Annotated in this window: 19 protein-coding genes and 2 pseudogenes; 18 read left to right on the top strand and 3 right to left on the bottom strand. The window is 59.4% G+C overall.

What is annotated here, in order from left to right; genetic code table 11:
• Positions 1-48 precede the first annotated feature (48 nt).
• The 5 genes from ctaD (at position 49) to ACMX25_RS23415 (ending at position 3,717) form a co-directional block, all read left to right on the top strand.
• On the top strand, positions 49-1,668 hold the full coding sequence (gene ctaD, locus ACMX25_RS23395; RefSeq protein ID WP_414952431.1) for a cytochrome c oxidase subunit I: 1,620 nt from the start codon (positions 49-51) through the stop codon (positions 1,666-1,668).
• A gap of 107 nt (positions 1,669-1,775) precedes the next feature.
• The gene (locus tag ACMX25_RS23400; RefSeq protein ID WP_089165287.1) at positions 1,776-1,916 is read left to right on the top strand and encodes a cytochrome oxidase small assembly protein; all 141 of its coding nucleotides are present in this window, start codon (positions 1,776-1,778) and stop codon (positions 1,914-1,916) included.
• A 5-nt stretch (positions 1,917-1,921) separates the two neighbouring features.
• Positions 1,922-2,494 carry a cytochrome c oxidase assembly protein gene (locus ACMX25_RS23405; RefSeq protein WP_414952432.1) on the top strand — a complete coding sequence of 191 codons (573 nt, stop codon included), beginning with the start codon at positions 1,922-1,924 and terminating at the stop codon, positions 2,492-2,494.
• 73 nt (positions 2,495-2,567) lie between these two features.
• Positions 2,568-2,774, top strand: a complete 207-nt coding sequence (locus tag ACMX25_RS23410) for a DUF2970 domain-containing protein (protein ID WP_414952433.1) — start codon at positions 2,568-2,570, stop codon at positions 2,772-2,774.
• Between the two features lie 85 nt (positions 2,775-2,859).
• On the top strand, positions 2,860-3,717 hold the full coding sequence (locus ACMX25_RS23415; RefSeq protein WP_414952434.1) for a cytochrome c oxidase subunit 3: 858 nt from the start codon (positions 2,860-2,862) through the stop codon (positions 3,715-3,717).
• 313 nt (positions 3,718-4,030) lie between these two features.
• Here ACMX25_RS23415 and ACMX25_RS23420 read toward each other — a convergent pair whose 3' ends face one another.
• Entirely contained in the window at positions 4,031-4,240 is a 210-nt protein-coding gene (locus ACMX25_RS23420; RefSeq protein WP_089165283.1) for a twin transmembrane helix small protein, read from the bottom strand.
• Between the two features lie 99 nt (positions 4,241-4,339).
• Between ACMX25_RS23420 and ACMX25_RS23425 the strand changes: the two genes are divergently transcribed.
• The 5 genes from ACMX25_RS23425 (at position 4,340) to ACMX25_RS23445 (ending at position 8,597) form a co-directional block, all read left to right on the top strand.
• Entirely contained in the window at positions 4,340-5,092 is a 753-nt protein-coding gene (locus ACMX25_RS23425) for an SURF1 family protein (RefSeq protein ID WP_414952435.1), read from the top strand.
• A gap of 161 nt (positions 5,093-5,253) precedes the next feature.
• The gene (locus tag ACMX25_RS23430; RefSeq protein ID WP_414952436.1) at positions 5,254-5,913 is read left to right on the top strand and encodes an SCO family protein; all 660 of its coding nucleotides are present in this window, start codon (positions 5,254-5,256) and stop codon (positions 5,911-5,913) included.
• 30 nt (positions 5,914-5,943) lie between these two features.
• Complete coding sequence (locus tag ACMX25_RS23435) at positions 5,944-7,089, top strand: COX15/CtaA family protein (protein ID WP_414952437.1); 1,146 nt, start codon at positions 5,944-5,946, stop codon at positions 7,087-7,089.
• Positions 7,090-7,095: 6 nt separating this feature from the next.
• Entirely contained in the window at positions 7,096-8,001 is a 906-nt protein-coding gene (gene cyoE, locus ACMX25_RS23440) for a heme o synthase (RefSeq protein WP_414952438.1), read from the top strand.
• A complete protein-coding gene (locus ACMX25_RS23445; RefSeq protein WP_414952439.1) occupies positions 7,998-8,597 on the top strand; it encodes an SCO family protein in 600 nt (199 codons plus the stop codon). The genes cyoE and ACMX25_RS23445 overlap by 4 nt, the downstream gene beginning before the upstream one ends.
• A 122-nt stretch (positions 8,598-8,719) precedes the next feature.
• Here ACMX25_RS23445 and ACMX25_RS23450 read toward each other — a convergent pair whose 3' ends face one another.
• Positions 8,720-9,010, bottom strand: coding sequence for a YciI family protein (locus ACMX25_RS23450; protein ID WP_414952440.1), 291 nt, complete (start codon positions 9,008-9,010; stop codon positions 8,720-8,722).
• 84 nt (positions 9,011-9,094) lie between these two features.
• Positions 9,095-9,991: a bifunctional helix-turn-helix transcriptional regulator/GNAT family N-acetyltransferase gene (locus tag ACMX25_RS23455; RefSeq protein WP_414952441.1), complete on the bottom strand. Its 897-nt coding sequence runs from the start codon at positions 9,989-9,991 to the stop codon at positions 9,095-9,097.
• A 703-nt stretch (positions 9,992-10,694) separates the two neighbouring features.
• On the opposite strand from ACMX25_RS23455, the gene nagA reads away from it, so the two are divergent.
• The 8 genes and pseudogenes from nagA to ACMX25_RS23495 all read left to right on the top strand — a co-directional run.
• On the top strand, positions 10,695-11,798 hold the full coding sequence (gene nagA, locus ACMX25_RS23460; protein ID WP_414952442.1) for an N-acetylglucosamine-6-phosphate deacetylase: 1,104 nt from the start codon (positions 10,695-10,697) through the stop codon (positions 11,796-11,798).
• Positions 11,791-12,798: an SIS domain-containing protein gene (locus ACMX25_RS23465; protein WP_414952452.1), complete on the top strand. Its 1,008-nt coding sequence runs from the start codon at positions 11,791-11,793 to the stop codon at positions 12,796-12,798. Before nagA ends, ACMX25_RS23465 begins: the two co-directional genes overlap by 8 nt.
• 14 nt (positions 12,799-12,812) lie before the next feature.
• The gene (gene ptsP / locus ACMX25_RS23470; protein ID WP_414952443.1) at positions 12,813-15,404 is read left to right on the top strand and encodes a phosphoenolpyruvate--protein phosphotransferase; all 2,592 of its coding nucleotides are present in this window, start codon (positions 12,813-12,815) and stop codon (positions 15,402-15,404) included.
• A gap of 118 nt (positions 15,405-15,522) precedes the next feature.
• On the top strand, positions 15,523-17,292 hold the full coding sequence (gene nagE / locus ACMX25_RS23475) for an N-acetylglucosamine-specific PTS transporter subunit IIBC (protein ID WP_414952444.1): 1,770 nt from the start codon (positions 15,523-15,525) through the stop codon (positions 17,290-17,292).
• Positions 17,293-17,642: 350 nt separating this feature from the next.
• Positions 17,643-18,155, top strand: a complete 513-nt coding sequence (locus ACMX25_RS23480) for a CBM96 family carbohydrate-binding protein (protein ID WP_414952445.1) — start codon at positions 17,643-17,645, stop codon at positions 18,153-18,155.
• A 281-nt stretch (positions 18,156-18,436) separates the two neighbouring features.
• Positions 18,437-19,330, top strand: a complete 894-nt coding sequence (cyoA, locus tag ACMX25_RS23485) for a ubiquinol oxidase subunit II (RefSeq protein WP_414952446.1) — start codon at positions 18,437-18,439, stop codon at positions 19,328-19,330.
• A gap of 15 nt (positions 19,331-19,345) precedes the next feature.
• A pseudogene (locus ACMX25_RS23490) lies at positions 19,346-20,575 on the top strand (cbb3-type cytochrome c oxidase subunit I); the annotation flags it as partial.
• Between the two features lie 66 nt (positions 20,576-20,641).
• Positions 20,642-20,826 (top strand): annotated as a pseudogene (locus ACMX25_RS23495) (helix-turn-helix domain-containing protein); the annotation flags it as partial.

Consider the following 20,826-nt stretch of genomic DNA (forward strand, 5'->3'; position numbering starts at 1 on the left):
GGCGTAGCGTACACCCAAGTGCCGCAGTATTCGCTTTAGGAGATTGTCATGTCTAGCATCGGACACGATGTAACCGCGGGCCATGAACATGGTCACGCCCACGACGAGCATGCGCACGAGCTGCCGTACGGCTGGCGTCGCTGGCTATTTGCGACGAACCACAAGGACATCGGTACCTTGTACCTGTTGTTCTCGTTCATCATGTTCCTGTCAGGGGGCGTGATGGCGCTGATGATCCGCGCGGAGCTCTTCGAGCCCGGCCTGCAGATCATGCGGCCCGAGTTCTTTAACCAGTTGACCACCATGCACGGCCTGATCATGGTGTTTGGCGCGATCATGCCGGCGTTCGTCGGTTTCGCGAACTGGCAGATTCCGCTGCAGATCGGCGCATCGGACATGGCCTTCGCGCGGATGAATAACTTCAGCTTCTGGCTGCTGCCGGTGGCTGCCATCCTGCTGATCACGTCGTTCTTCGTTCCCGGCGGCGCAACCGCTGCCGGCTGGACGCTGTACGCACCGCTGTCCACGCAGATGGGCCCGGGCATGGACTTCGCCATTTTCGCGATCCACTTGATGGGTGCGTCGTCGATCATGGGCGGTATCAATATCGTCGTGACGATCCTGAACATGCGCGCGCCCGGCATGACGCTGATGAAGATGCCCATGTTTTGCTGGACCTGGCTGATCACCGCCTACTTGTTGATTGCCGTGATGCCGGTGCTGGCAGGCGCGATCACCATGGTGCTGTTCGATCGCCACTTCGGCACGTCGTTCTTCAATGCAGCAGGCGGCGGCGATCCGGTGATGTACCAGCATATTTTCTGGTTCTTCGGGCATCCCGAGGTGTACATCATGATCTTGCCGGCGTTCGGGATTGTGTCTCAGGTGATCCCGGCGTTCTCGCGCAAGCCGCTGTTCGGTTATAGCTCGATGGTGTACGCAACGGCATCCATCGCGATCCTCTCGTTCATGGTGTGGGCGCACCACATGTTCGCCACCGGCATGCCGGTGACGGGCCAGCTCTTCTTCATGTACGCGACCATGCTGATCGCGGTGCCGACGGGCGTTAAGGTGTTCAACTGGGTCGCCACCATGTGGCGCGGTTCGTTGACCTTTGAATCGCCCATGCTGTTCGCCATCGGGTTCCTGTTCGTCTTCACCATGGGCGGTTTCACGGGCCTGATCCTCTCCATGGCGCCGCTCGATATCCAGATGCACGGCACTTATTACGTAGTGGCGCACTTCCACTACGTGCTGGTGGCGGGGTCGTTGTTCGCGCTCTTCTCCGGGTGGTACTACTGGTCGCCGAAGTGGACCGGCTGGATGTACAACGAGACGCGCGGGAAGATCCATTTCTGGGCGTCGATGATCTTCTTCAACATCACCTTCTTCCCGATGCACTTCCTGGGCCTCGCCGGCATGCCGCGTCGTTATGCGGATTACCCGGCGCAGTTCACGGACTTCAACCAGGTTGCGACAATTGGCGCGTTTGGTTTCGGTCTGGCGCAGGTGTACTTCCTGTTCGCGGTCGCATTGCCGGCGTATCGCGGCGGTGGTGATCTGGAGAAAGCCGAGGACAAGCCGTGGGACGGCGCTGAAGGTCTGGAATGGACCATCCCGAGCCCGGCTCCTTTCCATACGTTCGAGCAGCCGCCGCACGTGGAGTGAAATACTGGCGGCGTGTCTCGTTGCGCTGATGTTGAAGTGGAACGGGACGCGCGCCACGCAGGACAATGACAGCGAAGCGCATGACTAGCGGAATAAAGCCTGAACGGATGACCCGGAATTCACAGAAGCAACGCACGCCCGCGCAGGTTCGCGCAGGCAACAAACGGCTTGGCCTGATCCTGTTGGCAGTGGCCGCGGTTTTTTTCGCGGCAGTAGTCGTCGATCAGTACGTGCGCTCCAGAGGGTAGCGAACGTGTCGACGCCCGAGGAGATCAAGGAAGATCGCGCGTTCAACCGCTCGATGATGGTCAAGCTGATTGTGGTGGCCGCCGCCATGTTCGGTTTCGGTTTTGCGCTGGTGCCCATGTATCGCGCGATCTGCTCGATTACCGGCATCAACAATCTCGTGCAGCGCGATGTCGGCGCACGGGAAGCGAAGAATACGCAGGTCGACATGAGCCGCAAGATTTCCATCGAATTCGATGCAAACGCGCGCGGCCCATTGCAGTTCAAGCCGGAGCAGAACACGCTGGACGTGCATCCGGGCGAAGTGATGACGGTGATGTACGAGGTGACCAACCAGCAAGCCCGCACGATTCAGGCGCAAGCCATTCCGAGTTATGCGCCCATGCAGGCCACCGAGTATTTCAAGAAGATCGAGTGCTTTTGCTTCACGCAGCAGACGTTGAAACCGAACGAGACCCGGCGAATGCCCGTGGTGTTCGTGGTGGATCCAAAGCTGCCCAAGGATGTGAAAACGATCACGTTGTCGTACACATTCTTTGAATTGACCGCGCCTGCGTCGGTGTCGAAAAACGGTATTTAGTGCAAGGCTGCACTTTCCGGCCAATAAGCGCGGCAGGCCGTATATGAACCGAGCAACGCGGCGGAGACCTGAGATGGTTGAATCACAAAAGCAGGCGCCGAAGAACAGTTTTCTCCGGTTGCTGAAGGCGGTTTTCTGGTCGTTTTTCGGCGTGCGCCGTCGCAGCGACCTGGAAAACGATGCCTCGTTGAATCCGCTGCATTTGATCGCGGCCGGGGTAATTGGGGCGGTGCTATTTATCGTCGTGTTGCTGGTGGTGGTACGGGCGGTGGTGGGGTAACGCTAGTGGTGTTGCTGCGGACGGATCAAGCGGCGGCAGTGGCAGCAAAAAATTCAAGCAACTGGATCGAAGTGGAGAATCAATAATGAGCGGTCAAAACGAAAGCCCGTACTATTTCGTCCCGCAGCCGTCGAGACATCCGATCATGGCCGCCACCGGCCTTCTGATCTCGATGGCTTCACTGGCGTCGTGGGTCAATGGTGAACCATGGGCGCCGATCACGTTTGTCATCGGCCTGCTTTGGCTGCTGTACACGCTGTGGCACTGGTTTGGAGACTCCATCGGGGAATCCGAAGGCGGGATGTACGGCAAGAACGTGGATTTGTCGTACCGCTGGAGCATGAGCTGGTTCATTTTCTCCGAAGTGATGTTCTTCGCGGCGTTCTTCGGCGCGCTGTTTTACGCCCGCCAGATTGCGTTGCATGAACTGGGTAGTCTCGATTACAAGCTGATCTGGCCGGACTTCACCGCTGTATGGCCGAATAACGGTCCCGCCGCGCTGGTGTCGCACTTCCGTTCAATGACGCCATGGCCGCTGCCGACGATCAACACCGCGTTGCTGCTCAGTTCAGGCGCTACGCTGACGGTCGCTCACCATGCACTGCGCGAAAATCATCGGAACAAAACAATCATCTGGCTGGCCGCGACCGTGCTGCTCGGTCTGTGCTTCCTGTTCTGCCAGGGCTACGAATATTTCCACGCGTACAACGAACTGAACCTCACACTGGCTTCTGGCGTGTACGGCTCCACGTTCTTTTTGCTGACGGGCTTCCACGGCTTCCACGTGTTTCTCGGCGGCACAATGCTCACCGTTGTCCTTGTGCGTGTCATCCGTGGGCACTTCACTGCAGAACATCATTTCGCGTTTGAAGGCGCCGCGTGGTACTGGCACTTTGTGGACGTGGTGTGGCTCGGACTGTATGTAGTCGTGTACTGGTTGTAAGTAGCCAGATAGCGATTAGGCCGGACGGGTGCGGCGGATTGATCCACTTGCGCCGGTCTCGCTTGATGGGCTGAAGTGGAATGAAGGAAGTCGATTGAAAAAGATGCTTTGCAAAGCGCCGCCTCGACTGACTCGGGCGGCGTTTTTGCTTTTGAGTGCGGCTTGGGGAAATGTTGAAGAAGGCGTTTCGTGCGCGGTTTTGTCGCAGCGTTGAGCGCAACGGCTCGATAGTATTCCGCGATCCGGGGCGAACCTTCACGCTGCCGGAAAGCCCAACTTACTACGCAAATGCAACGCGTTGTTCGGAGCTTATTCAGCGTCCGAGTGGAATCCCGGTGGACTGGATCCAGCCCATCCAGTGCGCGAACAGGATGAAGAGGAACAGCGAGATCGACAGCCCGACCCGCATGGCGAGCGACCACACCATGCGTTTGGTCTTGCCCTTGTCGGTCATCATGAAGTACAACGCCGAACCCAGGCTCGCGATGATGAGAATGAATGCAACGGCAACGAATATGTGCATGAAAACAGCCAGTTGGCCTAAGAAGTTCGATCTGTCGATTATCGCACCGCAGGTAACATGCCGCGTGGGCGTTCAGGTTTTCACCGGTGGAAACGCGGTATGAAAATTCGCTTCTGGCCGGCGCTGATCATCCTGATCGTCATGGCGGTTACGGTGCGGCTTGGCTTCTGGCAACGGGACCGCGCGCATCAGAAAGAGCAGTTGAACGCGCAGATTGTCGCGTTCGAAAACGCGCCGGTGCAGCGCGTGGGCGCGACGCCGATTGCGTTGAAAGATATCAATTTTCATCGTGTACTGGCGCGTGGCACATTCATGCCCGATCGGGTCGTCTATCTCGACAACCGGCCTTATAACGACCAGCCGGGTTTCTACGTCGTGATGCCGCTCAAGCTCGATGGCGGCGGCGTCGTGCTTGTAAACCGCGGCTGGTTGCCACGTAACCTGGTGGATCGTACGGGCATTGAGCCGTATGACACGCCGTCCGGTGAAGTCGAGATTGAAGGCGTTGCGCGGGCGAATGCGTCGCAGGCTTTCGAGTTGGGACACGGCGGTTCCGCGGCGCAGCAAAAGATTCGGCAGAATCTCGATGTCGCCGCCTATGCCGCCGAAACGGGTTTGCCGCTGCAACCGTTCGTCATCCAGCAATTGAACAATAGCGGCGACAAGCTGGTGCGTGACTGGCCGGCGCCGACCATGGGCGTGGATACCAACTACGGCTATATGCTGCAGTGGTGGGGCATGGCGCTTGCCGCGCTCGGGTTCGGTTTGTACGCCGCGAGGCGCGCGGCGAAGAACGAAGGGAAGAAGGACGACGGGCCGAATGCGCCAGAACCGCTCGATGGGAAGGTTTGATCCCGTACTCTACTAACCTCGAGCAAGGTCCAGCACGGCGAATTGGCCGATAACGGACCTCCGCGCTTACGCCACAACGCAGGCGCCCAGCGCTTGATTGATTGCGTCGCGTGAATAATGAGTACGCGATGTCGCAAACGAATAGAGGCAACATTTTGTCCATGCAAACTCCCCGACCGTCCGCGTCTGCCGTTCACAAGGCGCGTGCCCAGCAGCAGGAACGCACGCCCGGCTCATGGAACAAGGGGCGCTGGATGCTGATCCTGCTCGCGGCCGTTTGCGCCGCGCCGGTCCTCGCGTCCTACTTCATGTACTACGTGGTCAAGCCTACTGGCGGCACTACGAGCTACGGCGCGCTCATTGATCCTCAACGGCCGATTCCCGACCAGCTCGCCGTCACCGACGAACAAGGCAAGCCGATGCCGCTCACCGCGCTGCGCGGCAAATGGCTGATGGTCACGGTCAATGGCAGCGATTGCAACGAACAGTGCGTCACGCGTCTGTTCTTCATGCGGCAGGTCCGTGTGCTGCAAGGGGCGGAACGCGATCGGGTGATCAACGTCTGGCTTCGTACCGATGACAAACCAGTGTCGGACGTGATCCGCACGGCTTATCCGCAGCCGGACACGCGCATGCTGGTCGCCGCCGATCCCAAGGCGGTTGCGGCGTGGTTGCCGGCGGGTGCGGATTCGAAACTCTCCGATCACATCTTCCTGGTCGATCCCAACGGCAATCTCATGATGCGGTTCCCGAAGAATCCCGAGCCGGAGAAGATCAAGGCGGATCTGGCGAAGCTGCTGAAGTGGTCGCGGATCGGTTGAAGACGAGTTGAAGTTGAGGACAGGGCACGCATGACTTACGTTTTACAACTCGGGTTGATCGGCATCTGCATTGCGTTGTTGCCGCTTTCGTACGTGTGGGTGAAAGCCGACGACAACAAATTTCGCAAGCTCGTCTGGCTCACCACCTTCCTGACGCTCGACCTCGTGATGTTCGGCGGTTTTACGCGTCTCACCGATTCGGGTCTCGGTTGTCCTGACTGGCCAGGCTGTTATGGCACGTCGTCGCCGTTTGTTGCGCATGCGGCCATCAACGCCGCGTATCAGGCGATGCCGACGGGACCGGTGAGTATCGGCAAGGCGTGGATCGAGATGATACATCGCTATTTCGCGATGGCGATTGGCGTGTTGATCATCGCGCAGGTCCTGATTGCTTGGACGGCCCGTATCAAGCGCCGGCCGCTGCACGTGTCGCCATGGTGGCCGACGGGCATCCTGATGCTGATCGTGGTTCAGGGCGCGTTCGGGGCGTGGACGGTCACGATGAAACTGCAGCCCGTGATTGTGACCACGCATTTGTTGCTCGGATTGGCGTTGCTCGGCTCGCTCGGCTGGCTGGCTGCGCGCTTGACGCCGATTCCGGATATCGATCCCGCCGCCGCCCGCTGGTTGCCCGCGGCGCTCGTCGGCGTATTGCTGCTGGTCGTCCAGATCGCGCTGGGCGGCTGGGTCAGCACGAACTACGCGGTGCTCGCGTGCACGGATTTCCCGCTGTGCAACGGCGCGTGGATTCCGCCGATGAACTTCGAGCACGGCTTCCACCTTTGGCGGGCGCTCGGCATGACCGGCGACGGCGATGTCATTTCGCAAGACGCGCTCGTCGCGATTCACTGGACCCACAGGACCTTTGCGATCGTTGTCGTGCTATACACGTTGTGGCTCGCGGCGAAACTGCGCCGATTTGAGTCGTTGAGAAAACCTGCCAACGGCATCATGATCGTGATCCTCGTGCAGTTCCTGACGGGGTTGTCGAACATCCTGCTGCAGTGGCCGCTGCCTATCGCCGTGGCCCACAACGGCGGGGCGGCCATCCTTTTGCTCTTGCTCGTTATGGTAAACTTTCGAATCTCTTCCAGCCGTCCCGGCCACGTTGTGGGGTCGTCTGCCTCCGTCCCGCGCGAGCCCGTTTCCGCATCACTTCCGCGCCAAGCTCCGTGAGTTTCTATGGACAGCACGACACTAATTTCCCCTTCCGGTAACCGCCTCTCGCAGTACATCGCGTTGACCAAACCGCGCGTGACGCAACTCGCGGTTTTCTGCGCGGTCATCGGCATGTTCCTGTCCACGCCGGGCATGGTGCCGTGGACGGTGCTGATCGGCGGAACCGTGGGCATCTGGTTGCTGGCCGGGGCCGCGTTCGCCATCAACTGCCTGATGGAACAAAAAATCGATGCCATGATGCGCCGCACCGCGTGGCGTCCGTCCGCGCGCGGCGAGATCACGCCTGCTCAGATCCTGCTGTTTTCAGCGGTGCTCGGCGGCGCGGGCATGTGGACGCTCTACACGTTCACGAACGGGCTGACCATGTGGCTGACCATTGCCACGTTTGTCGGCTATGCGGTGATTTATACGTGCTTGTTGAAACCCGCTACGCCGCAGAACATTGTGATTGGCGGCGCGTCGGGCGCCATGCCGCCGGCGCTTGGCTGGGCAGCCGTTACGGGCCACGTGCCCGGGGACGCTTGGATTCTTGTCCTGATCATCTTCGTATGGACACCGCCGCACTTTTGGGCGCTGGCGTTGTACCGGCGCAAGGACTACGAGAACGCAGGCTTGCCCATGCTGCCGAATACGCACGGCGAGAAATACACCCGTCTGCATATCCTTTTGTACACGGTGATCCTGTTTGCCGTGACCATGATGCCGTTTATCTCCGGCATGAGCGGGGTGCTCTATTTGGCGTCCGCTGTCGTGCTCGGCGGCATTTTCCTGGGTTATGCGTGGAAGATTTATCGTGAATATTCCGATGCTCTCGCGCGCAAGACCTTCCGGTTCTCCATCGTGTATTTGTCGCTGTTGTTCGGCGCGCTGCTCGTGGATCACTACGTGCGAACGGTGATCGGTTTATGAAGTTTTCAGCTCGGGGAATCGCTGTCTGGTTGGGATTCGTTTTGGCCGCCGCGCTGCTCGCAGGATGCGATAGCAAGCCGGCGTTCACCAATCTCGACATCACGGGTAATACGCAGTTCGGCAGCGATTTTTCGTTGCCCGACACCAGCGGCAAACCGCGCACTCTCGGCGATTTCAAAGGCAAGGCGGTGGTGCTGTTCTTCGGCTATACGCATTGCCCGGACGTTTGCCCGACCACGCTCGCTGAACTGTCACAGGCAATCGCAAAACTCGGCGACGACGGCAAGCGCGTTCAAGTGCTGATGGTCACCGTCGATCCCGCACGCGACACAGCGCCATTGCTGGGCGAATATGTATCGGCGTTTAGCCCGACGTTCATCGGGTTGCGTCCTGCTGACACGGCGGAACTCGTCAAGATCACGAAGGATTTTCGCGTGTATTACGCGCACGTCCCCGGCAAGGCGGCCGGCGATTACACCATGGACCACACGGCCGCTAGCTATGTATTCGATCCGCAAGGGAAACTCAGGTTGTTCGCACGTGACGGACAGGGCGTGGATACCTGGGTGCATGATCTGAAGTTGCTGCTCGATTAAACGGGCGCTTGCTATGAGTGATGCCAAGGCCGTTTCAACATACGTTGAAGCGGCCTTTTTCATGGGCGATGCGGATTGATTCCCGCACCACTTCGTCGAAGAAAAAAAATTGCAAACCACCCTTACGGCAACTGCGGCAAATGCATTCCCGGAGCGAGCCGCGTGGCATTGAATTCGATGATCTCGTAATGCACGAGCCGTTGCTGCGAGAACGGATCTTCCGCGATGATCGCGTCAAGCCGGTCACGGTCCATGGCCACCGCCACAATAACGCCGCCGTCGCGCGGCACTTTGGGTCCGGCGATAACAAACGCGCCTGTGTCGAACTGCCGTTGGAGATAGAGGCGATGCGCGTCGAGTGCATCGTCGATTTCAGCGAGCGCGCCGGTGTAGCGCAGATGGATGACGTACATGGGCGATTCCAGCCAGTGAGGAACGGGCCTTAATATTAAGCCCACGCAGTCGACGCAGTGCGCACGCTTTTAAACGGTGCGGGGCTATTTCAAGCGCTTTTCCCATTCTCGCTGGCCGCTCAGTTCCTCGAACCCGAACGGGCTAAGAAGAGCGGCGAGCGGAGCCGGGCTCACATCGGATGCGCAGACGATGCGGTCATATCCGGCCTCGGTGGCAAACGTCACGCACGCTCGGACCAAACGGCGGGCGATACCGCTCCGCTTCACGCCCGGTTCCATGAACAAAGCCGCAAGCCGTGCATTCCCGGCCTGCGCGCCTATCAGCAGGCTCGCGCCTACGCTGACGCCATCGCACTCGGCGATCCAGCAGCCATTGCGCAGCGGATCGGGCGCAGTCAGGTAATCCGCCACGACCATCGCCGTACGCGTTTCCCGCTCATGTTGCGCTTGCATTCCACCCGGGGCGAGTTGCGCTTCACGCTCGACAATCCAGCCAAAATCGCCCGGTCGCGGACCACGCAGATGAACGCGCGCCGCGTCGATGTTCGGCCCCAGCAAGCGCTGGATACAGCCCAAGGACGCCAGCAATTGCGCGCGTTCGTTCGGCGACATCGCGTCCATCGTGGCAGAAAGGTCGTCGCGCACGTGCGCGCTTCCTGCTGCCAGCGTCGTTTCTCCGGCCGTGGTCAATGAAAGCTGGTTGCGGCGCGCATCGCCGGAAAACGGCTGCCGCTCGATCAATCCGACGGCTTCGAATTGCGTCAGCATCCGGCTCAGGTAACCGGTATCGAGCCCGAGCGTGCGCGAGATATCGGCCGCCGTGCAGGTACCGGCATGCATGACGGCAAACAGCACACGCATTTCTGTCAACGACAGTGCGCTGTGCTCGACCCACTCATGCGCCGCCCTGACGTGGCGTGCATAAAACCACTGGAAGCGGCGCACCGCGTCCGCCAGGCCGTCGCTCATAGAACTGTCCATATCCGCCTCGATCTCTCGTTTTTATGTCGTTCACCGTTTTCTCCAGTGAATCCGTTGAGAGCATTGTGCCGATTAAAAGCATGATCGTGCATTAAAGCATTGGCGGCACCTCTTGCCGCGGTTAAAGGGCGTCTATAGTGTGTAGACCGGCCACAGGGAAGTGGGCTGTCATTCAAGGGTAATTACCGATACGAAAGCGTTCCAGAAATAAATTTGAGATACGTTCAACCTGTTGATAATTAACAATTTTGTTCGCATGTGAGCAATTGATTTTGAAAATTGACTGGTATTATTTTGGTTATATAATGGGCTCGCCAAAGATGGCAGCTTCATGACCATTCTTATGCACATTCGATCAGTCCAACGATCGTAAAAATTCGTCGCAAAGTGTCAATCAAGGTGTCTGGATAACGCCCTGTTCTTGCGTTATCCGTGCATCTGGCATCGCACCAGAGTCCTCTCTGCTAACGGACCGGCGAGACGTCGAAACAGGCGTCGCGAAACAACTCCAGAGGCGAAAAACGCCCTCGCGGAAAGTCACCGGGGAAAGGTTTTATCGGCGACTTTCGGCCTGCTCGCAGCGGGTGCGAAGGTTGATGGAGCTTCGTTATGCGCACAGCGCGCGCCGCCAGACGCGCAAAACGCGCCAAATGTGCCGAACGTGCCGACGTACATTAAGCGGCACGTTTCATGAGAGAGATTGATGCTGAAAGGAAACATCCTGACGACCGACGGCTGGATATACGGCTCGGTCGAGTTTGCAAACGGACGGGTGACTGCGCTCGAAGGCGCGCGCGTGGACCCGAAGACCAACGATGCGCCGTACATCTTGCCGGGCTTTGTTGACTGCCATGTGCATGGCGGCGGCGGCGCGGACATCATGGAAGGCGGCGACGCCGCGAGTACCGTTGCGCGCGAGCACGCAAAGCATGGCACCACCAGCATGCTTGCCACCACCATGACCGCTCCACGCGACGAACTCATGGCGGTTGTAAAAGGCCTGGGCGAACAATCCATTCGCCGTGCGGCCGGTGGCGCACGCGTGCTTGGCGTACATCTTGAAGGTCCCTATATCAATCCCGGCAAGCTCGGCGCGCAACCTGATGCGGCAGCGGTTGCCGTGCGCGACGAAGTGCTGAAGTACCTGTCGCTTGCGCCCATCCGCGTGGTGACAATTGCGCCGGAAATTTCCGGGCATATTGAAGTAATCCAGGAAATGGCGGCGCGCGGCGTGCGCGTGCAAGTGGGCCATTCGCTCGCGACTTACGACGACGCGGTCAACGCGCTCAAACACGGCGCCCGCGGCTTCACACACTTGTTCAACGCCATGTCGCCGCTGCATCACCGCGATCCCGGTGTGGTCGGCGCTGCGCTCGCGCATGCCGAGTATGCCGAACTGATTCCCGATCTCATACACGTGCATCCCGGTGCGATCCGCGCCGCGCTGCGCGCCATTCCGCGCCTATATGTGGTCACCGACAGCACCTCGGCGGCCGGCATGCCCGACGGCGAATATCGCCTGGGCAGCCAGCACGTCACGAAGTGCATGGGCGGCGTGCGTCTTGCCGACGGCACGCTCGCGGGCAGCACGCTGACCATGGATCAGGCGCTGCGCAATCTTGTCTCCATCGGCTTGCCGATAGCGGACGTTTCCAATCGCCTGTCACGCTACGCCGCCGATTATCTCGGCCTCGAGGACAGAGGCCGCATCGCGCGTGGTGCGTGGGCGGACCTCGTTGTTTTCGATCGCGAACTCGCGTTGACGGCTACTTATGTAGAAGGTGAATCAATTGTCGAATATGCTTGACGAGGCGCTGGCGTCCGCCGAAGTGGTGGTCGCCCAGCTCGCCGATACTTCCCACATCGAAGCACTCGCCGCACGGCTCGCCGAAGAACCGCGGCACGTAGCATTGACCGTTGCGCGCGGTTCATCGGATCACGCCGCTAGTTACTTCGCAGGCCTGACCATGAGCCGTATCGGCGTGCCGGTTGCGTCGTTGCCCATGTCTGTTGCGACCTTGCAGCAAGCACCGTTGCGCGTGAGAGGCCAGCTGGCCGTCGCGTTTTCTCAATCGGGCAAGAGTCCCGATCTCGTAGGCACCATGCAGGCGTTGCGTGCCGCCGGCGCGCTGACTGTGGCCGCTGTCAACGTGCCGGGGTCCCCGCTTGCCGAGGCGTGTGAGTGGAGCTTGCCGTTACTGGCCGGTCCCGAGTTGTCGGTGGCGGCGACCAAGAGCTATATCGCGATGTTGTCGCTGTCGGCGATCGTGATTGCGCACGTGCAGAAAGACGTCGAATTGCTGAGCGCGCTGAAAACATTGCCGCACGCATTGCGCGCGGCGGGCAAGCTTGACTGGTCGCACGGTGTTGATGAACTGAAGAACGTCGACCGCATGATCGTGATCGGCCGTGGACTTGGCCTCGCGATTGCCCAGGAAGCGGCGCTCAAGCTGAAGGAAACATCGGGCATCCAGGCTGAAGCGTTTTCGAGCGCGGAAGTGCGGCATGGTCCTATGGAACTCATCGGCGAGGACTATCCGCTGCTGGTGTTCGCACCGCGCGGTCCGGAACAGGCTGGCTTGATCCAGCTTGCCCGTGACATGCGCGCGCGGGGCGCACGCGTGCTGCTCGCCGCGCCCGCCGACGTTCCCGAAGCCACGTTGCCGCTCGTCGAGACTGCGCATTTCGCGCTCGATCCGATCGCTGCAATCCTGTCGTTTTATGTGATGGCCGACGCCTTGGCTGCCGCGCGCGGGCGTAATCCCGACGCGCCGCGTCACCTGGCCAAAGTCACCGAAACCCGTTAATCGAGAGTCATCCGATGCGCCGTGCCGAGGAGTCCCTGTTGAATCATTCCCCTGAAAACCCGAACGATTTCGTGTTGCTCGCACCGTTCACCGGCCCGATGGTGCCGCTCGCGGACGTCCCCGATCCTGTGTTTGCGGACGGCATGTTCGGCGATGGCATTGGCATCGATCCGTTGTCAGGCGAGCTGCTTTCGCCGTGCGATGGCGTCATCACGCATCTCGCGCGTACGCATCACGCCGTGACGCTGCGCACCTCGCAAGGCGCGGAAATCCTGGTGCATATCGGCATTGACACGGTCGAGCTTGCTGGCAAAGGTTTTACGCCGAAGGTCGAGCAGGGCGCCAGTGTGCGCACCGGTCAGGTGTTGATCGAATTCGACGCCGACTACGTCGCGCAACACGCGCCGAGCCTCGTTTCCGTGATCGCGGTCGCCAATAGCGACGCGTTCGAGGTGGTCGATCGTGCTGGCCGAGGCATGCTGAAAGCGGGCGAAAGCCAGTTGCTCGTGCTGCGCGGCAAGGGCGGCGTGAAGGCGGACGCGGCCCGCAGCGATTCGAATTTCACCGATGAAGCGCGCCGCAACGTGACGCTTGGGCATGCAGGCGGTTTGCACGCGCGGCCCGCGGCACGCGCCCGCGAAGCGGCGCGTGGTTTCGACGCCAAGGTGGAAGTGCGTTTCAACGGCCGTAAAGCGCCGATCGAAAGCGTCGTCGGTTTGCTCGGACTCGGGGCCGGTGAAGGCGCGACCATCGAATTGCTTGGCGTGGGCGCGCAAGCGGCTGCGGCGGTTGAAGCCGTCGCAGCGGAATTGCTGCGTGAAGCCCATGGTGAAGTGGAAGAGAAACCGGCGCGCACGCAATCGCCTGCACCGGTCGCTGTTTTGCGCGATCCGGGCAAGCCGCTCGATCCGAACACGATTGCGGGCGTCTGTGCATCGCCGGGAGTTGCCGTCGGCAAGCTCGTGCGCTGGGACGACAACGACATCACGCCGCCGGAGCAGGCAACCGGTACATCGGCAGCGGAAAGCCGCTTGCTGGACAAGGCCATTGCGACCATCGACGCGGAACTGGACGAAACGGTACGGACTGCTTCGCAACGCGGCGCGGTGGGGGAGGCGGGAATTTTCGCGGTGCATCGCGTACTGCTGGAAGACCCCACGCTGCTCGACGCCGCGCGCGATCTGATCAGCCTCGGCAAGAGCGCCGGCTTCGCGTGGCGGGAAGCGATTCGCGCGCAGATCGTGTTGCTGTCGAATATCGAGGACGCGTTGCTGGCCGAGCGTGCCGCCGACCTCCGCGATATCGAAAAGCGCGTGCTGCGCGCGTTGGGTTACACGAACACCGCGGCGCGCGAATTGCCCGACGAAGCCGTGCTCGCCGCCGATGAATTCACGCCGTCCGACTTGTCGTCGCTGGATCGCACGCGTGTCACGGCGTTGGTGATGGCACGCGGCGGCGCGACATCGCATGCGGCGATCATCGCGCGCCAGATCGGCATTCCGGCACTGGTCGCAGTGGGCGACGCACTGCACGCGATTCCCGACGGTACGCAAGTCGTGGTCGATGCCTCCGCCGGCCGGCTGGAGCACGCACCGACCGCACTCGATGTGGAACGCGCGCGCCTCGAGCGCCAGCGTCTCGCGGGCGTGCGTGAAGTGAACCGGCGCACGTCGCAGGAAGCGGCTGCCACGACCGATGGCCGCACGATCGAAGTCGCCGCGAACATCGCGACACTTGATGACGCAAAAACTGCCGTCGATAACGGCGCGGACGCGGTCGGTCTTTTGCGCACCGAACTGCTGTTCATCCATCGCCAGTCCGCACCGACCGCGACTGAACATGCGGAAAGCTATCAATCGATTGTGGGCGCGTTGAACGGCCGTACGGCGATCATCCGCACGCTCGATGTGGGCGCGGACAAGGAAGTCGATTACCTCACGCTGCCGCCTGAAACGAACCCGGCGCTGGGCCTGCGCGGCATTCGGCTGGCGCAAGTGCGCCCGGATCTCCTCGACGACCAGTTGCGTGGTCTGCTCGCGGTGAAACCCTTCGGCACGGTGCGCATCCTTCTGCCAATGGTCACCGATTCCGGCGAACTCGTGCGCTTAAGAAAGCGTATCGATGAACTCGCGGCGGAGATTGGCCGGACTGATCCCATTCAAGTGGGCGTGATGATCGAAGTGCCGTCGGCCGCGCTGCTGGCCGATCAACTCGCCCGGCACGCGGATTTCCTGTCTATCGGCACGAACGATCTCACGCAATACACGCTCGCGATGGACCGTTGCCAGGCCGATCTCGCCGCTCAAGCCGACGGTCTGCATCCCGCCGTGCTTCGCCTGATCAAGGCAGCAACGGACGGCGCAGCCAAACACGGCAAGTGGGTCGGCGTATGCGGCGCGCTGGCCGGCGACCCGGTCGCCGTGCCCTTGCTCGTGGGCCTTGGCGTGACGGAATTGTCGGTGGATCCGGTTTCGGTTCCCGGCATCAAGGCGCTCGTGCGCAAACTCGATTACCCGCTGTGCCGTCAGCGCGCTGAGGACGCCTTGGCGCTCGAATCAGCACAGGCAGTAAGAGCAGCAAGCCGCGAAATCTGGCCGCTGGACTAACACGTCCGTCTGGCAGCCGGCCTTCGCGTTTATCGCGTTTATTAGTAAAAAAAGCTTCGATCGACAACATGTTGTACCAACACGATCAACGACAAGACACTTATCTCTGGAGAACCTGATGGACGCTAACCTGTTTGCGAGAATGCAGCGTCTCGGCCGCGCGCTGATGCTGCCGATCGCCGTGCTACCGGTGGCCGGGCTGCTATTACGCCTCGGCCAGCCGGATGTCTTCAACATCAAGATGATCGCCGATGCCGGCGATACGATCTTTACAAACCTGCCACTCTTGTTCGCCATCGGCGTGGCGGTTGGTTTTGCGAAGGACAACAACGGTACAGCCGGTCTGGCGGGTGCGATCGGTTACCTGATCGAAATCGCAGTGATGAAGGACATCAACGACAAGCTCAACATGGGCGTGCTGTCGGGGATCGTTGCAGGTTGCGTAGCCGGGTTTCTCTACAACAAGTACAAAGACATCAAGTTGCCTGAATACCTCGCGTTCTTCGGAGGGAAACGCTTCGTGCCGATTGTCACGGGCGTGTCCTGTCTGGTGATCGGGATTGTCCTAGGCTATGTCTGGGCGCCGATTCAGGCCGCGATCGATGCGGCGGGCGGCTGGCTGACGGGCGCAGGCGCGCTCGGCGTGTTCGTGTTCGGCGTGCTGAACCGGATCCTGCTGGTCACGGGTCTGCACCACATCATCAACTCGCTTGCATGGTTCGTGTTCGGTTCGTACACACCCCCGGGCGGCGGCGCGGCGGTGACGGGCGATTTGCATCGCTTCTTTGCCGGCGACAAAACCGCAGGCGGCTTCATGACGGGTTTCTTCCCGGTCATGATGTTCGGCTTGCCGGCAGCGTGTCTGGCCATGTTCCATGAAGCACCGAAAGAACGTCGCGCGATGGTCGGCGGCTTGCTCTTCTCGATGGCGCTTACCGCGTTCCTGACGGGCGTGACCGAGCCGATCGAATACACGTTCATGTTCCTCGCACCGGCGCTGTATGCCATTCACGCCGTGCTGACGGGCCTGTCGCTTGCGATCTGCTCGGCACTGGGCATTCACCTTGGCTTTACGTTCTCGGCGGGGGCTATCGACTATGTGCTGAACTATGGGCTTTCGCAGCGCGGCTGGCTGGCGATTCCGGTGGGCCTCGTCTACGGTCTGGTCTATTACGGCTTGTTCCGTTTCTTCATCCGCAAGTTCAACATGGCAACGCCGGGCCGTGAGCCTGCTACCACCGACGCGGAAGTCGAATCGTACGACAACACGGGCTTTGTTTCCCCGACAGCCGGCGCTACCGTGCCGCGCGCCGTACGCTATATCGCTGCTTTGGGCGGTGCGTCGAACCTGACGGTCGTCGATGCCTGCACGACCCGTCTGCGTCTTTCGGTGGTGGATTCGGCGAAGGTGTCGGAACCCGAGCTGAAGTCGATTGGCGCGCGTGGTGTATTGAAGCGCGGCGCGACAAGCGTGCAGGTCATCATTGGACCGGAAGCCGATCTCATCTCCGATGAAATCCGTAGCGAACTCGAGCGTACATCCGCGGGAGGCGCGGCGCGAGCTTCGTCCACTCCTGCTGCTGCCGCGCCCTTGGCTGCGGTTCCTGCAGGTGAAGAGGGCCCGCTCGATCCGGACCCGGTGCGCTGGCTTGCGGTGTTTGGCGGCGCGACCAATGTGGCTTCACTCGATGCAGTCGCGGCCACGCGCTTGCGGGTGGTGGTGCGTGATCCGTCGTCGGTGGACCGTCAGCGTTTGTCGTCGCTTGATGTCGCCTGGGTTTCCGCTGATACGTTCCACATTGTTGTAGGCAATGCCGCGCAACGTTACGCCGACACCATGGCGAAGCGTCTTTCGCACGGCGGTGGCGCAGCTCCGCTGCCGGCGTGAGTTCATAACACGCACGTCGCGGCCGGGTTTCTAACAACACGGTCGCGAGTTTCAGACTTCCTCGATTTACTTTTAAGACCTGGCATGACGAAAGTCGTGATCCGGGTCGATTGTTTGTCTTTCAAACAATCAGTTAACCTAATAGATATAAAGTCAAGATTCCTGAGCTTCAACTCAACATCTCTTATCCGCTCGGTGCTGATCCTGATCTGACTACCGCACAGTTGTCACTCGATCCAATTTTGCAGAACGGTCAATGGGTGCCGCAATGGGGCAGCATGTACACCGCTCACGGCGATTTTTTCAATGCGTGGCACGCGGAAAGCATGCAATACATTGTGGATTCCTGCATGAACAAGCCGACCACGGCAGGTTCAACGTGCAGCAAGAACATCCCGGTCTATTACTCGGCGGCCAGCGCGAATGCCCGATTGACCAGTACGGGATCCATTGAGACGTCGGGCGCGACGCTCGTCTCGGCGCCAAACGACGTGATCTTCATTAAATTCCCGACACCAGCCAATCTCAATGACTACGCCTACGTCGGTTCGTTCCTGCAAACGCTGGGTGGCAATGTGACCGATACCGCCGCAGTGTCCCTCTACTTATATGCCGCCTCGACGGATTGGGACGACGCAGCCCACCCGCCGACGGCCGCGGCGTGCGGCGCGACTGGCTCCATTGGCAGGTTCTATGCGGACAACGTGCAGCAGGTGCGAACCACCGACATCAGTGCGTATGTCGAGGCACAAAAACAAGCTGGAGCGAAGGAAATCGCCCTCTGCATTCGCAACACGACAACCAAGACCTTCCAGTTTTCCTCCCGCCAGGGATCGTGGACGCCAGGGCTATATCTGAAGTGATGGCTTAGCCAATCTGGCGGCGTGAGATGAAGGCCTGGAGATCCAGACCTTCGTTGTTTTATTGCTTTTATTTATTTGCAGAAGCTATTATCTCGATAATCCGAGTCAAATCGTCGCATTAAAAATAGACATAAATCTGCGGCAACACGACGCATCGAATAAACGCAAAATATTTTTCGAAAAAGTTGGAATAAGTAGGCTATTGAAATCGCGCTACCCTTTGCCTGAGGCTGATTAAAGTCTAAACGTAATATCTCAAAAACGTTGAAATCGGGCAAGGTATGAAACAAAAATCCGGGTCAGGGTTTTGCAAATTGTTTGCAATTGTCCCTGCTCTTCTTTTGTCAGGCTGTGGCGGTCAGATGGATCTTCTTGATCCTAAAGGCAGTATCCGACTGGCTGAGAAGAATCTTATTCTTACGTCCACCTACGCCATGCTGATCGTGGTGGTGCCGGTTATTTTTCTGACGCTGTTATTCGCGTGGAAATATCGGCAATCCAATACATCGGCCGAATATTTGCCGAAGTGGGCGCACTCTACCAAGATTGAAGTGGTGATCTGGCTCGTCCCGAGCTTGATTATTCTTTATCTCGGAATATTAACGTACCAAAGCACGCACGCACTTGATCCGTATAAGCCGCTTGTCTCCGCGGTCAAACCGATCAATGTCGAGGTTGTTGCACTCGACTGGAAATGGCCTTTCATTTATCCGGATCTGGGTATTGCGTCGGTTAATCGGATTGAGTTTCCCGTTGGTACACCGGTGAACTTAAAGATCACGTCGGATTCGGTGATGAACTCATTTTTCATCCCGCAATTAGGCGGTCAGATTTACGCAATGGCAGGCATGCAGACCAAGCTCCATTTAATCGCCGATGAAGCCGGCGACTATGCGGGCATCTCTGCGAATTTCGGTGGTCAAGGCTTCTCCGACATGAAATTCCGCGCCGTGGCAACGACGCCTGAGGAGTTTGATGCCTGGGTGGCGAAGGTGAGGTCATCGTCGAGTCAACTCGACGGCGTCAACTACGCAGCCGTTGCCGCGCCGACCGAAAAACATCCGGTCCAGTACTTCTCCAAGGTCGACGCGAATCTGTTTCAGAACATCGTCGCGAAATATAACAACGGGCATGCTCGCAACATACCCGACCCGATCTGCAGTACGAAGGGGTAAGCCATGTTTGGAAATTTGTTGGGAAAATTAACGCTGGCGGACATACCGTTCGACCAGCCAATCATCATGGCCGCGGCGGCGTTCATGGCCCTCATTGTGGTGGCCGTGGTCGTCGGGCTGACGTGGTTCAAGAAGTGGGGTTATCTCTGGAGTGAATGGCTGACCTCCGTCGATCACAAGAAGATTGGCGTGATGTATATCGTGGTCGCAGTATTAATGCTGCTGCGCGGTTTTGTCGATGCGCTGATGATGCGCGCGCAACTCGCGCTCGCTTATAACGGGCCGGGATTCCTGCCGCCGGAGCATTACAACCAGGTCTTCACGGCGCACGGCGTCATCATGATTTTCTTCATGGCGATGGCGTTCATGATCGGCTTGATGAACATTGTCGTGCCGCTGCAAATTGGCGCATGAGATGTCGCGTTCCCGTTCATCAACTTGCTGAGTTTCTGGATGACCGCGCTTGCCGCCATCCTGATCAACATCTCGCTGGTGATCGGAGACTTCGCGCAAACTGGCGGGCTCGCGTATCCGCCGTTGTCGGAACTGCAATTCAGTCCGGGGGTGGGCGTCGACTATTACTTGTGGAGTTTGCAGCTCTCCGGCATAGGAACGTTGCTCACCGGCATCAACTTCTTCGTGACCATCATCAAGATGCGCGCGCCGGGCATGACGTTGATGAAGATGCCGGTGTTCACCTGGACGTCGCTGTGCTCGAACGTGCTGATTCTCGCCACGTTCCCGATCCTGACCGCAACGCTTGCGTTGCTGGCGCTCGACCGTTACCTCGGCATGCACTTCTTCACGAACGACGCTGGCGGCAACGCCATGCTGTACCTAAACCTGATCTGGGCGTGGGGACATCCGGAGGTGTACATCCTGGTGCTGCCGGCATTCGGCATCTACTCGGAGGTCGTGGCTACATTCGCGAAAAAGCCGTTGTTCGGCTACAAGACAATGGTCTACGCCACGTGCTCGATCATGGTGTTGTCGCTGCTCGTCTGGTTGCATCACTTCTTCACGATGGGTTCCGGCGCAAACGTGAATGCGTTCTTCGGGATCGTGACCATGATCATCGTCATTCCGACCGGCGTGAAGATCTTCAACTGGCTGTTCACCATCTATAAGGGCCGGCTGGAGTTGTCCTCGCCGGTATTGTGGACGATCGGCTTCATGATCACGTTCACCGTCGGCGGCATGACGGGCGTATTGCTGGCTGTGCCCGGCGCTGACTTTGTGCTGCATAAGTGTTGCTGGTAAACGCGTTTGAATTTTGTTAACTTTCGGCGTCGTCATTACGCCGGGGTACCGATGAAGTGTGTCGTAGAGCTGACCGAAGCCGAGGATCAGACGTTGCAACAGCTGTGCGTGAATCACAAACATCGCGACGCTCGCACCCGGGCCGCAGGCGTGCTGTTGCTCGGACGCAGGGTCAAGTTGACCGAGATAGCCTCCAAGCTTGGCGTGAGCGGCCAATCCGTTTACAACTGGGCGCA

It is taken from the genome of Caballeronia eucalypticola (assembly GCF_047608185.1).
Classification (GTDB): domain Bacteria; phylum Pseudomonadota; class Gammaproteobacteria; order Burkholderiales; family Burkholderiaceae; genus Caballeronia.